This window comes from uncultured Campylobacter sp., assembly GCF_938045775.1.
Classification (GTDB): Bacteria; Campylobacterota; Campylobacteria; order Campylobacterales; family Campylobacteraceae; genus Campylobacter_B.
Genome location: NZ_CALIBH010000152.1, coordinates 1 through 14,262, shown reverse-complemented (window position 1 = coordinate 14,262; position 14,262 = coordinate 1). Strand labels below are relative to the sequence as shown.

The following is a 14,262-nucleotide window of genomic DNA, read 5'->3' as shown; positions in this document are numbered from 1 at the left end:
GATTTGCCGAGGGCGCGCTTGATATTTGCGAGCCTTTCGGCATCGGGGTGATTTTTGAGGGTGAAAGACCGCTGCGCGTGGAAAATTTAGAGCTTTGCTAGCTGCGGTAAAATGCTAAATTTAAAGGCGGACGGGAATTTTAATGCTTTGCCGAGTTTGAAATTTTTCGGCTCTTCGCGAATATAGCGCGGTAAATTTTAAAATTTAACCGCAAGGTGTGACATCAAAAAGACGCGGCGCCGAATTTGATATAATCTCTAAAATTTAAACGCTTAAAAGGAGCGAGCCGTGAGCGAAAAATTTCAAGCCGAGATGAAAGAGCTAGACGAAAAATTCGCCGCAATACCGGAGAATTTAAAGAAGCGATACGATAAACACAGACTAATTAGGTGCTCTAGTATGGTATTTTTAGCGCTTTTGTTCGGCATTGCATCGGTAGCTTCGCGACTTATTTCTTACGTGGATATTCAGATGCCCGAGCTTCTTTTGTTTTGTATGGCGGTCATTTTATCCATTTGCTTGACGACATTTTGTTTAAAGTGCTATAAGACAAAAAAATACAGCAACTTTTTCATAAAAAATCAAGATGCCAGTTTAATGATTTTTACTTTTGAGAATACGGCTAGCTTAGTCTTGGTTTTATTTCCCACTTTGCTATTTCTATCTTCGGCAATGGGAGGTTCGCGAGATGAGTTAAGCGACGCCGGCACTTTATACGGAGTCTTTATAGCTCCGATTTGCATATTAGTTTTTCTTTTATGCTATTTTTATAATAAAGGCTCATATACTCCAAGGATCCATATCTGCGGCTCTCAAACGAAGCTTGATTTGTCGGTGCGAGAAGCCGAATTTAAAGAGGACGAACTAAACGAGAAATTTGCCAATATTCCAAAAAATTTAAAAAGGCGATATGACATACATAGATTGATTAGGCGTGCGAGCGCAATATTTTTGGCGTTTTTATTTATCATTGTCACATTTGCGAGCGCTATTGCTACATTGCGCAGCGTTGTTATTGTTTTAGTAATGTTATTTTCGTCCATTCTATTAACTATAGGTTATTTAAAAAGTAATTCTATGAAAGAATATAGCAAGCTTTTCATAAAAAATCAGCGAATTTCTTTAGTGGTTTTTACTATTGAAAATTTAGCTAGCGCGGCTTTGATTTTGTATCCGCTAGCGCTCATAATAGTGGCATTGATCGCTAAAAATGATGAGAGGATAATAGACTTGCTTTTAAGTGGCTCGAATATATCGTCTGTTTGCTTGATCGTTTTCGCAGCGTGCTATTTTTTCAGCCGAAGCACATATATTCCAAAAAACGATAAATTCTGCTAAATTTAAACGGGATGAGAGCTCGCGAATATTCTTGCTGATGAATTTTGCGGTGCCCGCGGCGTTTTTATTCGCGTGGCTTCGGACGGAAAAAATTGCTTAGAATTTTACGGATGTTTACGTAAGAAATTGGGCGAAATTCCGCTTTGGCGCGGAATTTAAGCATAGCGCGCAGACGCGTAAAGATGGCTGTAAATATGGACGCACGGAAAAGCAATAAAGGTGCGCAAAAGATGCAAAGATGGGCACGGAGCGCGTTGCGGAATAGAGGCGCGAGCTGCTGTGAATTTCACATTGCGTTACGCGCATGAATTTCGCCCTTAAATCGTGTAAATTTTACGCTCCGCCAGGTGGAATTTAATGCGCAAATTTCACGACGAAATTTCAGGGCGTTTCGAGTCTCGCGATTTACAGCTTCCTAAGCTTTGCGATCTCATCGCGTAGCGCCGCGGCCTTTTCAAACTCCAGAGCCGCTGCGGCTTCGAGCATCTGCTTACGAAGCTCCTTTACGATCTTGGCGCGCTCGGCGGCTGGCATCTTCTCTAAATTGGCACCCTTTCTTAAAATTTCGGTGCTGTCCTCGATCTTTAGGCTCTCTTCGATATTGCGGCTCGCAGAATGCGGCGTTATGCCGTGAGCACGGTTGTATTCATTTTGAAATTTACGGCGCTTTTGGGTGATGTCGATCGCCTCTTGCATCGAAGCGGTGATCTTTTTGCAAAACATCACGACCTGCCCGTTCACGTTTCGCGCGGCTCGCCCCATTGTCTGAATGAGACTGGTGCGCGAGCGCAAAAAGCCCTCTTTGTCGGCATCCATGATCGCGATAAGGCTTACTTCGGGCAGATCGAGCCCCTCGCGGAGCAAATTTATACCGATTAGCATATCGTATTCGCCGCTGCGAAGGCCGCGGATAAGCTCGTTGCGCTCGATCGCATCGATGTCCGAGTGCATATATTTGACCTTAAGCCCAAGCTCTAGATAGTATTTGCTCAGCTCCTCCGCCATTTTTTTGGTCAGCACGGTCACTAAGATCCGCTCGCCGCGCGCGATGACCTCCTTTGCCATATCGTGTAAAATTTCAACCTGGTTGTCGCTGTCTTTTAAGATAATCTGCGGATCAAGTAGTCCCGTCGGGCGCAGTATCTGCTCATATACGGCTCCGCGGCTAAGATTCAGCTCGTAATCATTGGGCGTTGCGGAGACGAATAGAAATTTAGCCTTTTTATTGATAAACTCATCAAACATCAGCGGGCGGTTATCAAGTGCGGAGGGTAGGCGGAAGCCGTACTGCACGAGCGTCTCCTTACGGCTGCGATCTCCTGCGAACATCCCGCGAAACTGCGGCAAGCTCACGTGGCTTTCATCGACGATGACGAGGTAGTCCTTGCCCTTGCTCTCGTAGTAATCAAAGAGCGAATAGGGCGTCTCGCCCGGCTTTTGACCGGTCAGATAGCGCGCGTAGTTTTCGATCCCCTTGCACATCCCCGTAGCGCCTAACATCTCAAGGTCAAATTCCACTCGCCCTTTCAGCCGCTGCGCCTCTACGAGCTTGCCCGCATCCTCGAAAAATTTCAGCCTCTGCTCAAGCTCCTCCTCGATCCCTTTGATCGTTGATTTCAGGCGCTGCTCGCCTACGATGAACTGGCTCGTCGGGTAGAGAATAAATTTTTTGACGCTCTGCGTCTTTTTGTTTTCGAGCACGTCCAGATGATACATCGCCTCTATCTCGTCGCCGAAAAACTCGACCCTAAATGCCTCGTCGTTAAAATACGCGGGGTAGATGTCGATCACGTCGCCGTTTACGCGAAAATTCCCGCGATCAAAAAAATCGTCGTTGCGTTTGTAACCCATATCGACGAGCTTGCGAAGCAAAAATTTAGTGCTAAATTTTGATCCGATCTCAAAAAACAGCACCATGCCTTTATATTCGGCGGGATCGCCCAGGCCGTAGTTTGCCGAAACCGACGCTACGGTGATGACATCATCGAAGCTCAGCAAACTCGCCGTGGCACTTAGCCGCAAGCGCTCGAGCTCTTGGTTTACGTCGCTGTCCTTTTCGATGAAAAGATCCTGCCTAGGGATATAGGCCTCAGGCTGATAATAATCGTAGTAGCTGATGAAATACTCGACGTGATTTTGCGGGAAAAAGCCCTTAAATTCGCTATAAAGCTGCGCCGCGAGAGATTTATTATGCGTCATTACGAGCGCGGGAATTTCAAGACGCTTGATGATATTTGCCATAGTAAATGTTTTACCCGAGCCGGTAACGCCGAGAAGAGTTTGGTATTTGTTGCCGCTTTGAAAGCCCGCGACGATGCCTTCGATCGCTTTTTCTTGATCCTCGCTCGGGGAGAATTTGCTCTCGATTTTAAAATTTTGCAAAATTTTTCCTTTTTTAAAGCCAAAATTGGGTAATATTTTCATTTAAATTATATCAGAAAAGGCGAAATAATGGAATCAATCTTTGACGAAGAGAAAAAGGTCGAGGGCTTAAGCAATAAAGTAGCTGAGCTAATTAGACGCTATAGTGAGGCTAGAGACGAAAACGAAAAGCTACGTACCGAGCTAGCGACGGTCAAGGCGCAAAACGAGGCTTTGGGAATGCAGCTCGGCACGCTTGAAAACGATCTGGCGTATCGCAAGATGAGTGATGAGGATCTAAGCAAGCAGATCGACGATATTTTGGCAGGCGACAATTTAGGCGAGAAATGAAAGAAATTTCAGTTCAGCTAACGAGTAAGTCTTTGACGAAAAAATACGTGATAAGCCTGGATGATGACTTTGCGAAGGTCTTCGGCAGGGACTGGCGGATTTTAACTCGTGGCAGCGATCATCTGGATGCGGGCGAACTGCTTGAAGCCTATATCCAAAAAAGCTACGAAAATTTCATGCTTAATAAAAAAATAGATGCCTTGGTAAAAGACATCGATGAAGGAGTAAAATGATGAAAATGAGAAAAGGTGCGGCAGTAGGCGGCGGCGTAAGCGGAATAATATTTTTAGCGATCATAATTTTCGTGATAGTAAAAATAATATATCCTAAATTAAGCGGTGCTAAGGATGAGGTTTTGGTTAAGGCGTATGCAGTCGAGCTTGAAGGCGTATTTAAAGATATACAACGCGACTACTTAAATCAAGGAAATTTTCGCGAGCTAAAGAGCATGACGGGTTCCAGGCAGTTTAGTGATAGCGATCTAGAAAAAACCGTCACTTTAAATCAATCCTTTGATTACGGAGTAGGACCGAAACTCAAAAACGATATGATCTTTTGCGCGACGATCACCTTGCGTCAAGATAGTGATGGGTATTTCTTCACGACTGAGAACATTAACCGCAACAGGGAGCGCTGCGAAGCATTTCATAAAGATACGACTTATATGAAGCTAAACGGCTTTAGGATAGGCAAATAATTTTTAAAATTTAATCGCGCGACTGCTATGGATTCGTAAAGCATCCGTGCAGCATGAGCGCGATAGTGCTAGTGAAGTGCGTAGCCGTGCGTCGGCTCGCACCTTGTGCCAAAAACATGCTAAGTCTCAAGAATTCATCTTTATAGGTATTTTTTTAAAATTTAGCTTTAAAATCGGCATTTTTGCATTTATATTGACAGCTTATTGGCTAGATTTTAATCATATTTTAGTTTGCAATTCATATCGGTCGTGATTTATGCTATTGTGGTTAAATTTATGAGATGGGTGCTTTGAAGCTATGCCCCTCGCATGGCGCGGCGATGCGAGCTGGGATTTACGAAAAGCGCCTTATAAAACAAGCGTATTAAGGCAAAATATCAAGATTATCTTAAATTTATTGAAATTCGCACCCCGAAAACGCGCGAAATTTTATCGGTGCGGGCTTGGGCGTGAGTTTTAAAATTTTCATATAAATTTGACTCAAGATAAGTTAAAAACTTTCAAAGGAGTTTTTAACTATGATCCTGCCGATGAAAAACAAGTATATAATTCGTTCCCGAATTTCGCAGAAGAAATTTAGAGAAATTTTAAAGTATTTTGCAGAGGATATAGAGGCTACTAAAATAGCAAATTTTACAGGAATCTCTAGAATTTCCATCAACAAAATTCTAAAAAATATCAGAATTCTTATGTCTCAAGAATGTGAAAATATAAGCAAATTTAGCGGTGAAATAGAGATTGACGAAAGTTATTTCGGAGCTAAGGGAGTAAGAGGTAAGAGAGGTAGAAGAGCAGTAAATAAAACACCAGTGTTCTGTATGTTAAAGCGTGACGGCAAGGTCTATACCCAAGTAGTTAAGAACTGCTCTGCTAGTGAACTAATACCAATACTATCGCAATATAGCGAGCTTGATAGCTCTACTATCTATTCTAATTGCTGGAAAGCTTATGACGGGTTTGGTTGATTACGGAGCCAAAGCACACTACAGGGTAAAGCACTCTAAAAATGAATTTGCAAATGGTAAAAATCATATAAACGGCATAGAAAACTTCTGGGGATATGCTAAACACAGATTATCTAAATTTAAAGGTATTAAGAAAGAGAATTTTTTGCTTCATCTTAAAGAATGTGAATTTAGATATAATAACAGCAAAGATACGAAGGAGTTCTATCATATTTTATTAAAGATGATAAGAGAGAATCCGCTTAGCTTATCTTGAGCCAAATTTTTATCAGAGATTCTCAACCGCCGATTTGATCCAACTACGCAAATAATCTAGCTGCTGCGGTGTATGGAACCAATGCTCGCCGTTTTTCATAACGCTTAAGTCGCAGTCGAACTTCTGCGCAAAATTTTTGACGATGTAAAGAGGCGTCATATCGTCGTTTTCTGCGTATAGAATTCTACTGGGCGTTTCCCATTTTGTGATCGGATTGTTCAAAACAAAACTCCAATATTCCCAAAAAAGCGGTTGCCAGACAGGGGTCAAAATCATCCGCTCTTGCTTCAATCGCTCCTCGCTAACGCCAGCTTGGCACATTATATTAGAAATAACGTATTTCATATCAAGTATCGGCGAGACGAAGAGGCAGTCGCTAAGCTTTTCGTCGCGGAAGCTTTGCAGGCCGAGCCATGCCCCTAGGCTAACGGCAAACAGCGCGACCTCGTCACAGCGCTTCTTTGCATACGATAAAATTTCGCGAAATTCCAAAATAGCGCGCCGCGGATCGCAAGAAGCGGGCTCGTGCCGCCTCTGTCCGTGCCCGGGCAGGTCAAAGCTAATTACCTGCCGGCCTTGCTTGCAAACGACGGAAGCCAAAAGCTCCGCATCCTCCTTGCTTCCGCCCTGTCCGTGAGCGTAGATATAAACCCTTTTTGAGCGACCTCCCCAAACCGCGGCGGGAATGCCGCGTATCTCAATAGCGCTCTTTTGCATTTTTCGTTCCTTTAAATTTTTGCGCCACTTACCCGCATTTTGCGGCAATGCTACAAGCAAAACCATAAATATTGCCAAAAATTTAATAACACGCCCTGCTAGACTGCCTGCGATTAGCGATAAATTTTAAAATTTTACGCACGAGCTGCGCCTGCCGCTTTGTTTTAAAATTTAGCCGCACGAAATTTCAGGCGGCATGATTTTGATTCTTGCAGCACAATTAAATTTTTATGCCGTAGAATTCTGCAAGCTGCGAAATTTAAAATTTAAGACCACGCAAATTTTATCGCGACTCGTGTAAAATTTTAAATTTTACGTTTGCTTTATTTGCAGGCTGCGCGAATAAATACCGCTAAATTTTAATTTCAAGCGGGCTCTCGCCTCAGAAGTTAAAATTTGCGCTAATTAATAAGCCGCGCTCAAGATGCGGTTTTTAAAATTTCGGTGCTTGATAGCACCCGCAATCGCGCTGTGTTCGCTACAATCGCGCCCAAAAAAGCTTAAAAAATCAATCCTGCGGCGCCGAGCTTGACCCCTAAAGAGATAACTATCAAAACCCCAAGCCCCGCGAAAAAGCCCGCCAGCACGTCATCCAGCATCACGCCGAGAGCGCCCGGCACGTCGCGATCCACGCGCCCGATGATCGAGGGCTTGCGGATGTCAAACGCCCTGAAAAATAGCAGCGCCAAAATCATCGCGACGATCGATATCCTGCTGCTCTCAAAGCCCGCGATCAGTTCCGGCAGCGGCAGTGAAAAGATCTCGCCCACGGGCGCTGCGACGCACATCGCGATCCACACCCCCACGACCTCGTCGATGACGATCTCGCTGTTATCGTGTTCGCCTACCCGCCTTTCGTAATCGCTTACGATCTTAAGCGAGACGAAAAATACGAGGCCGGCGCACAAAAACAGCGTCACCTCACCCGCCAGCATCAAAATCGCCAGCCCCACTATCCAGCCTGCGATGCTGCCCCAGGTGCCGGGCGCGGGCCTTAGCAACCCCGCGCCGAAAAATGTAACGAAAATTTTATCCATAATTGTCCTTTTAAATTTTGCTTTTTAAAATTTTACTGCTTATTTTAATTAGAGCATCTGCTCGTGCACGAAAATTTTAAATTCGCTTACGCGCAGAATTTTAAATTTTGTTCGTGCATGTAGAATTAATTTGTCCGCCTACACGAAATTAATTCTACTCGCTCGCCACAAAAATTTCGCTCGCTAATGTAGGAATTTTAAAATTCTACTCATTTGCGTAAAAATTTTAAAATTTTGCTCGCCTGCGCGGAGTTTTCAAACCCGTCCGCAAACGCACGGCATTTTGCGCGAGCGGCAGTCGTTGCGCCTCGCCCAAATTTATGCACTGCGACTTACTGCGAGCATCTGGCTAAATTTAAACTCGCTCGCCGAAAGCTTAAATTTTAGATCCGCCGCACTGCTATACATATCCATCGCGCCTTAAAATTTTAAATCCGCTTCGTCGCACGATTTTATTGCGTCGTTATAAATTTGCTACGTAGCCGCGCCTTTAAGATTTAAAACTTCTTTTATCGCACCACTAATGCTTTAAAAATTTAGCTTCGTTGCGCCACAAAATTTTACGCCAAATTCTGCCCGCCGCTCTTTATGCTATAAAATTCCGTGCAGTTTATTCTTTCCACACTATGAAATTTTACTTTACGTCTAGCCGCCATAAATTCTAACGCCGCGAAATTTTACCCTCTGCCTAGATGCTGCAAATTCCACATCATTTTTGCGTTGCGCCCTCGAGAGCTACGTCTTTAGCGCGCTGGTTTGATACAGCTGCATAAGCTGCTCGTAAAACTCACTCTCGCCGTGGCTCTGTAAGATCCCGCTGTTTGGAAAAAGCTCGTCGTAGAGCTTTTGCAGATCTGAAAACCGCGCGGGGAAAAGCTCGCTTAAAATCATCGCCGAGATCTCTTTACGCATAAAAATCGCGGGTGGCAAAATCCCCGCGCGCAGCAGTGCTTTTAGATTTTGCGTGCGGTAATGCACGTGATGATGAGCGCCGTGAGGGCAGTTTTTGGTGCTTACGAGCACCTTACACTTCTCGCAATAGACGTATTCGGGCATCAGCAAAATTTCGATTTCGCCGCGCTTTTGATACTCGTCTAGCACCGAATGCACGCCGCCTCCATCGAAAAATAGCTCCATATTCGCGTGATTTTGCCCAAAAATTATTTTGTTTATACCTAAATTTTTTGCGATTGCGCACTGCAGTGCGGGCTTGTCGTCAAAAATCGCAAGCGAGCCCAGATCGATCATCATGGCGCGTTGCGCGACCAAAAAATTTTGCAGCAAATAGCTTAGCGTTTTTTTGCGTAGCTCGTAGGGCAGGGCATCCGCGCTGCTCGTGCCGGTTAAAAAAATCACCACGAAATCCGCCTTATCGATCATATGCCTAATCAGCCGCTCATGCACGCGGTGGATCGGATCGGCGCAGGTAAAAAACGCTGAAATTTTAGGCGCGGCAAGCGAGCTTGCGACTTTTTTTATGCGCGCGATTTGCTCTGCAAGACCATTTTTTAGCAGCGTGATGCGCCCCTGCACCGCAGTTTGCTCTGCGTATGCGTTTTGAAACACCGAGTCTGCGACCTCGCTTGCGCTTGGGGCATAAACGTCGCTAACGTCTATGCGCGCGACAAGCTCACAATAGGCGGGATTTGCAGCGGAATTTTTGATGAAATTTTCGGTGGAATTTGAGATAAAATTTCCCGCCGAATTTGCTACGGATTTTGCATCTGTGCTGCAAACGCGATTGAGTGCGGAATTTTCGGCAAAGCTCTGCGCGGAATTTACTGCAGAATTTTCACTGGAGCTTTTCGCCAAATCCAAAGCGGCGTTGTTTGCAGATTTTACATCCGTGCTGCTAGTAAAAGTTCGATCATAGCTCGCAGTAAGGCTTTCTATATGGTCTAAGCCCTCGCTTGTGGCGTTTATAGTGCTTTGCGTACTTGCAGTGCGCGCGAGATCCGTGCCGCTTTTCGCAAAATACTGCTCATTTTGTGCCGCAACAGAAACTCCATCCTGCAAGTTGAGCGATCCTTTGGCTAGCAAATACGCGCCGCTCTCGCCGCTAAGCGAATTTTTGGCGCATTCGGCTATGCCGTCCTTGCTAAGATAAAGCTCCAAAATATCGCCCTTTTTTGCGTCCGCGCAGGAAAAAACGAAATTTATGCCGCAGATGCTAAGCTTGCTTGGGCGCAGTAGCTCGCAGCTCTTGCCGAAAGCGCCGTTTGCGAGTAGGCTCAAGACGTTTAGGTCGGAGCGCGAGATCTCTATCTTGCGGATTTGCGTTGCGCTATTATTTGCGCCTTTGCTCTCGCTTCTGGCTTGAGCTTCCTTTAAATTCCTTACCGCTCCCTTAGCTTGCACCTCATCTTTTCTGGCATTGCTCGCCTTTGACGTTTTTAAATTTCGTATCGTTTTTAAATCACGCTTTGCTTTTGAATTTTGTCTTGCTTTTGAGTTCTGTGATGCTTTTAAATTTTGCTTTGCCTTTAAATTTAGCGCCGCGTCACTCGAAGCTTTTGTAGCGTTTAGAGTTTTTGTGCCATTTGAAATTCCTTCACTTTCAAGCGGTTTTATTTCGTGCAAATCATCCGCATCGTGCGAAATTCCCATCTCGCCTGCGATCCGTACCGGATGCGCGCGGCTATTTTTTTCTTGCGATGCCATATTTTTTCCTTTTCTCCCAAAGCGATTTTCGCGAAATCCCAAGTGCCGCTGCCAGATCGGAGTCGAAATACTCGTCTTGGTGCGCTACGATCGTGAGCTTTACGTATTCTTCGATGCTTAAAATTTCACTGCGTTCTTTACTACTGCCAAGCGTAATTTCGTCGTTAAAGCCCTTTTGCGCGCCGATGGATCCGGCGATTATACGCATGGATTTGGTTTTGCTTAGAAATTTTTCCTTCTGTGCGCCGCTTAGGCTATCAAAATCTGGTGCGTAAAAAATCTCCGCGCCGCGTTCTAGCGGCTCAGGGCTTTGCGCGGATAGAATTTTAAGGCGCGATTTTAGCGCAAGCGCGATCTTAAATACCGCCGCAGCCCGTGCTGCCGCATCGCCGCGCAAAAGAAGCGGGAATTTTATCTGCGCTAAACGCGCGGGCGGTATTTCGCACGAAAGAGAGATCTCTTTAAGCAACACTTCGTAGGCTTCGTTTTGTGATTTTAGCGAGCGAAACTGCGCGTAATGCTCGATCTTTTTGATGAGTTCCTCTATCATAAAGGGCTTTTGGATATAATCCGTAGCGCCCGCTTTTACGGGGTTTAGCACCGTTTCGCTATCGACGTAGGCGACCATCAAAATTATGATCGAGTGCCTAAATTTCTCGATCAGCGGATAAAAGCTCGCGCCGCTCCAGCTCGTAGAGAGCAGCACCGCCTCAAACTCCTCCGCAAGAGCTGCCGCGGCCGCCAAACTCGCCGCGTTAGTGCATTCATGCCCCAACGCACCGAGCTTGTTTGCGATACTTTGAGCAAGATAGCTTTCGCTCTCGATTATTAAAATTTTCATACGTCCCGAGCCTTTGCTGCGTGCTTTTGCCAGTCGTAAAATTTTAAGCTTACCGCAGCCTGCGCGGCGATACCCTCGCTTCTGCCCGTAAATCCCAGCCCTTCGGTCGTGGTCGCTTTGACATTGACGCGCGCGCAGTTTAAAATTTCGCTCAAAACCTCTTGCATCTGCGCTTTATAAATGCCGATCTTCGGGCGCTGCGCGATGATCGTGATATCGGCATTTACGAGCTCGTAGCCGTAGCCTCTGACGCGACGCATTACCTTTCGTAACAGCTCCTTGCTGTCCGCGCCTTTAAATTTGGCGTCGCTATCGGGGAAAAGCTCGCCGATATCGCCCAGCATCGCTGCGCCGCAAATAGCGTCGATTAGGGCATGGATTGCTACGTCGCCGTCGCTGTGCGCGATCAGCGCGAACTCGCACGGAATTTGCACGCCGCCGAGCACGATGCCCGCGCCTTTTTCAAGCGCATGCACGTCGTAACCCGTACCGCAAAAAATATCGCGCGAGCAGGGTTTTAAATTTAGCGCCGCCAGATCGCTTGCGCGCGTGATCTTAAGCGCGCCCACTTCGCCTTTTATAAACTCCAACCGTCCGCCCGCACTGCCGACCGCCGCGCTGTCGTCGGCAAAAATTTCGCTTCCCTCAAGCGCCTTTTTAAGTAGCGCCGTGCGCGAAAGCTGCGGCGTTTGGATGAGGCGCAGCTCCTCTCGCTCCACAATGCGCTCGCCGAGGTAGGTCGTGTCGTTTACGCCAAGATAGGGGCTAACGCAGTCCGCGCCGCCTAAATTTCGTATCAGCGAAGAGATTAGCCCTGGTGAAATTTGCGCGCGCGCCACGTCGCTTACGAGCACGAGTTCGCTCTCTACGAGCCGCAGTGCGTTTTTTAGCGAGCTTTGGCGATTTGCGCCGCCCGGGGCGAAGTGAAATTTTAAATTTGCAGAGCCGCATTCATCTGCACCGCATTCGACTTGAGCTTTAAAATTTTCCGCACTCCGCGGCTTGCTTGCGTCGTTTAGATCATCTGCGCCGCATCCGATCTCGCCCTGCTCGCTTTGAAATTTATACTCGCTCGTGTCGCACTCCGTACTCTCGCCGCGCGACGAGGCTAGGCTGCACGCATAGAGGCGCTCGCAATAGCTCACGTCCTTCTCGTTTACGGCGATTATGATTTTTTTAAAAGGGTGCGCCTGCGCAATGCTCTGCGCGACATATTGCCAAAGCGGCAGCTCACCCACGCGCAGCCACTGCTTTTTGACGCTCAGCTCAAACCTGCTTGAATCGCCCGCGGCGAGCAAAATCAGCGATATATCTTTCAAATTTTATCCTTGAAATTTTGTTACGAAATTATACGTATTAAAAATGAAAGCAAAATTAATCGCGGCTTGCGCTCTAAAATATCTTAATCCTAGGCGTAAATTTACGCGGCGCGGCGGTAAAATTTCAACCTGCGTTACGAAAATAAACGGCAAAAGAAAAGTAAGGATTAATGAAATTTGTTATATTATACGCGCATTTTTAAGAAGCGAGGCGAAAATGACCGAAAGCTGCGTATCGCAGATCTATTTTGCAAAAAGAGGCGAAGTGACGCCGCAGATGAGAGAGGTCGCGCAAAGCGAGCGCATGGACGTGCGGGCCTTGTGCGATCTGCTCGCGCAAGGAAGAGCGATCATCCCCGCAAACGTTAATCACAAAAGCTTAAAACCCATCGGCATCGGACGCGCTCTTCGGTGCAAGATCAACGCCAACATCGGCTCCTCGGGCACGACGAGCGATATTAAGGGCGAGCTGGAAAAGCTCGAAACCTGCTTAAAATACGGCGCCGATACGGTGATGGATCTAAGCACGGGCGGTGATTTGGACGAGATCCGCGCCGCGATAATCGAGCGCTCGCCCGTACCAATAGGCACGGTGCCGATCTATCAAATGATCCATGAGCTGGGCGATATTAAAAATTTAAAAACGAGCGCTATTCTTAGCACGATCGAGAAGCAGGCGCGGCAGGGAGTGGATTATTTCACGATCCACGCGGGCTTCAAGCTCGAGTTTATGCCACTGCTGTCCCGTCGCAAGATGGGTATCGTAAGCAGAGGCGGCTCGCTTGTAGCGTCGTGGATGATGAAATTTCACAAGCAAAACCCCTTCTACGAAGCGTTTGATGAAATTTGCAATATCTGCGCCGCTTACGACGTATCGCTATCTCTGGGCGACGGCTTGCGCCCCGGTTGCTTATACGATGCGACCGATAGGGCGCAGCTTAGCGAGCTTGAAATTTTAGGCGAGCTAGCCCTGCGCGCGAATGAAAAAAACGTACAGGTGATGATCGAGGGTCCGGGACACATCCCGTTTAACGAGATCGAGCTTAATATGCAGCTAGAGCGTAAGCTCTGCCGCGACGCGCCGTTTTACGTGCTGGGACCGCTTCCGACCGACATCGGTGCGGGCTATGATCATATCAGCTCGGCTATCGGCGGGACGATGGCTGCGTATTGTGGCGCAAGCATGCTCTGCTATGTAACGCCCAAGGAGCATCTAGGCCTTCCCAATGCAAGCGACGTCAGAGAGGGCATCATCGCGCATAAAATCGCCGCTCACGCCGCGGACGTCGCGCTAGGCAAAGCGGGTGCGATAGAGCGCGATCACGCGATGAGCGATGCGCGGTATGGTTTTGATTGGAACAGGCAGTTTGAGCTTAGCTTCGATCCTGCGCGTGCGCGCGAGCTGCATGATGAGAGCCTGGGCGATGAAATTTACAAGGGCGCGGAGTTTTGCTCGATGTGCGGGCCGAAATTTTGCGCATATAAAATCAGTAGAAATTTAACCGAAAATAAGGAGAAAGAATGAGTAAAGACGAAGTCTTAAATTTGCTTAAAAGCGTGATCTATCCGGGCTTTTCTAAAAGTATCGTGGATTTTGGATTTGTAAAAGAGGTCGAGATCGGCGATAGAATTTTCGTAGGGATCGAAATCCCCAGCGCCAAGCCGGAGATCGCCGCAGAGCTTAGATCGGCGGTGCAAAAGGCGCTCGGCGCGGACGTG

Annotated in this window: 12 protein-coding genes and 1 pseudogene; 7 read left to right on the top strand and 6 right to left on the bottom strand. The window is 46.9% G+C overall.

Features of this window, described 5'->3' with window-relative positions; all coding sequences use genetic code 11:
* The first annotated feature begins 288 nt into the window (after positions 1 to 288).
* Positions 289 to 1,338 (top strand): hypothetical protein, encoded by a 1,050-nt coding sequence (locus Q0238_RS05740; protein ID WP_297943827.1) that lies wholly within the window; start codon positions 289 to 291, stop codon positions 1,336 to 1,338.
* Positions 1,339 to 1,743: 405 nt separating this feature from the next.
* Here the strand turns inward: Q0238_RS05740 and uvrB are convergent, their stop codons facing one another.
* Positions 1,744 to 3,762: an excinuclease ABC subunit UvrB gene (gene uvrB, locus Q0238_RS05735; RefSeq protein WP_297943825.1), complete on the bottom strand. Its 2,019-nt coding sequence runs from the start codon at positions 3,760 to 3,762 to the stop codon at positions 1,744 to 1,746.
* Between the two features lie 27 nt (positions 3,763 to 3,789).
* On the opposite strand from uvrB, the gene Q0238_RS05730 reads away from it, so the two are divergent.
* From Q0238_RS05730 to Q0238_RS05715, 4 genes and pseudogenes are all read left to right on the top strand, one after another.
* A complete protein-coding gene (locus Q0238_RS05730; RefSeq protein WP_177388007.1) occupies positions 3,790 to 4,050 on the top strand; it encodes a hypothetical protein in 261 nt (86 codons plus the stop codon).
* Entirely contained in the window at positions 4,047 to 4,283 is a 237-nt protein-coding gene (locus Q0238_RS05725) for a hypothetical protein (RefSeq protein ID WP_297943822.1), read from the top strand. Before Q0238_RS05730 ends, Q0238_RS05725 begins: the two co-directional genes overlap by 4 nt.
* Positions 4,280 to 4,747, top strand: coding sequence for a hypothetical protein (locus Q0238_RS05720; protein ID WP_297943819.1), 468 nt, complete (start codon positions 4,280 to 4,282; stop codon positions 4,745 to 4,747). Before Q0238_RS05725 ends, Q0238_RS05720 begins: the two co-directional genes overlap by 4 nt.
* 518 nt (positions 4,748 to 5,265) lie before the next feature.
* Positions 5,266 to 5,968, top strand: a pseudogene (locus Q0238_RS05715) (IS1595 family transposase).
* A 12-nt stretch (positions 5,969 to 5,980) separates the two neighbouring features.
* Here the strand turns inward: Q0238_RS05715 and Q0238_RS05710 are convergent.
* The 5 genes from Q0238_RS05710 to ispF all read right to left on the bottom strand — a co-directional run bounded on the left by Q0238_RS05710 (position 5,981) and on the right by ispF (position 12,543).
* Entirely contained in the window at positions 5,981 to 6,685 is a 705-nt protein-coding gene (locus Q0238_RS05710; protein ID WP_297943816.1) for an alpha/beta hydrolase, read from the bottom strand.
* A 500-nt stretch (positions 6,686 to 7,185) separates the two neighbouring features.
* Positions 7,186 to 7,722 carry a phosphatidylglycerophosphatase A gene (locus Q0238_RS05705; protein WP_297943813.1) on the bottom strand — a complete coding sequence of 179 codons (537 nt, stop codon included), beginning with the start codon at positions 7,720 to 7,722 and terminating at the stop codon, positions 7,186 to 7,188.
* Between the two features lie 735 nt (positions 7,723 to 8,457).
* On the bottom strand, positions 8,458 to 10,383 hold the full coding sequence (locus tag Q0238_RS05700) for a hypothetical protein (RefSeq protein WP_297943810.1): 1,926 nt from the start codon (positions 10,381 to 10,383) through the stop codon (positions 8,458 to 8,460).
* Positions 10,361 to 11,224, bottom strand: coding sequence for a response regulator (locus tag Q0238_RS05695; protein WP_297943807.1), 864 nt, complete (start codon positions 11,222 to 11,224; stop codon positions 10,361 to 10,363). Before Q0238_RS05695 ends, Q0238_RS05700 begins: the two co-directional genes overlap by 23 nt.
* Entirely contained in the window at positions 11,221 to 12,543 is a 1,323-nt protein-coding gene (ispF, locus tag Q0238_RS05690; RefSeq protein ID WP_297943804.1) for a 2-C-methyl-D-erythritol 2,4-cyclodiphosphate synthase, read from the bottom strand. Before ispF ends, Q0238_RS05695 begins: the two co-directional genes overlap by 4 nt.
* A gap of 217 nt (positions 12,544 to 12,760) precedes the next feature.
* On the opposite strand from ispF, the gene thiC reads away from it, so the two are divergent.
* Both thiC and Q0238_RS05680 read left to right on the top strand, forming a co-directional pair.
* The gene (gene thiC / locus Q0238_RS05685; RefSeq protein WP_297943802.1) at positions 12,761 to 14,068 is read left to right on the top strand and encodes a phosphomethylpyrimidine synthase ThiC; all 1,308 of its coding nucleotides are present in this window, start codon (positions 12,761 to 12,763) and stop codon (positions 14,066 to 14,068) included.
* Positions 14,065 to 14,262: iron-sulfur cluster assembly protein (locus Q0238_RS05680; protein ID WP_297943799.1), on the top strand; the 198-nt coding region annotated here is incomplete at its 3' end. The genes thiC and Q0238_RS05680, both read left to right, overlap by 4 nt.

Bases quoted from the DNA above. Each gene is read 5' to 3' on its own strand.
- Q0238_RS05725 (WP_297943822.1), top strand. From the start codon at position 4,047: ATGAAAGAAATTTCAGTTCAGCTAACGAGTAAGTCTTTGACGAAAAAA.
- Q0238_RS05730 (WP_177388007.1), top strand. From the start codon at position 3,790: ATGGAATCAATCTTTGACGAAGAGAAAAAGGTCGAGGGCTTAAGCAAT.
- Q0238_RS05705 (WP_297943813.1), bottom strand. From the start codon at position 7,722: ATGGATAAAATTTTCGTTACATTTTTCGGCGCGGGGTTGCTAAGGCCC.
- Q0238_RS05710 (WP_297943816.1), bottom strand. From the start codon at position 6,685: ATGCAAAAGAGCGCTATTGAGATACGCGGCATTCCCGCCGCGGTTTGG.
- Q0238_RS05695 (WP_297943807.1), bottom strand. From the start codon at position 11,224: ATGAAAATTTTAATAATCGAGAGCGAAAGCTATCTTGCTCAAAGTATC.
- Q0238_RS05720 (WP_297943819.1), top strand. From the start codon at position 4,280: ATGATGAAAATGAGAAAAGGTGCGGCAGTAGGCGGCGGCGTAAGCGGA.
- Q0238_RS05700 (WP_297943810.1), bottom strand. From the start codon at position 10,383: ATGGCATCGCAAGAAAAAAATAGCCGCGCGCATCCGGTACGGATCGCA.
- uvrB (WP_297943825.1), bottom strand. From the start codon at position 3,762: ATGAAAATATTACCCAATTTTGGCTTTAAAAAAGGAAAAATTTTGCAA.
- thiC (WP_297943802.1), top strand. From the start codon at position 12,761: ATGACCGAAAGCTGCGTATCGCAGATCTATTTTGCAAAAAGAGGCGAA.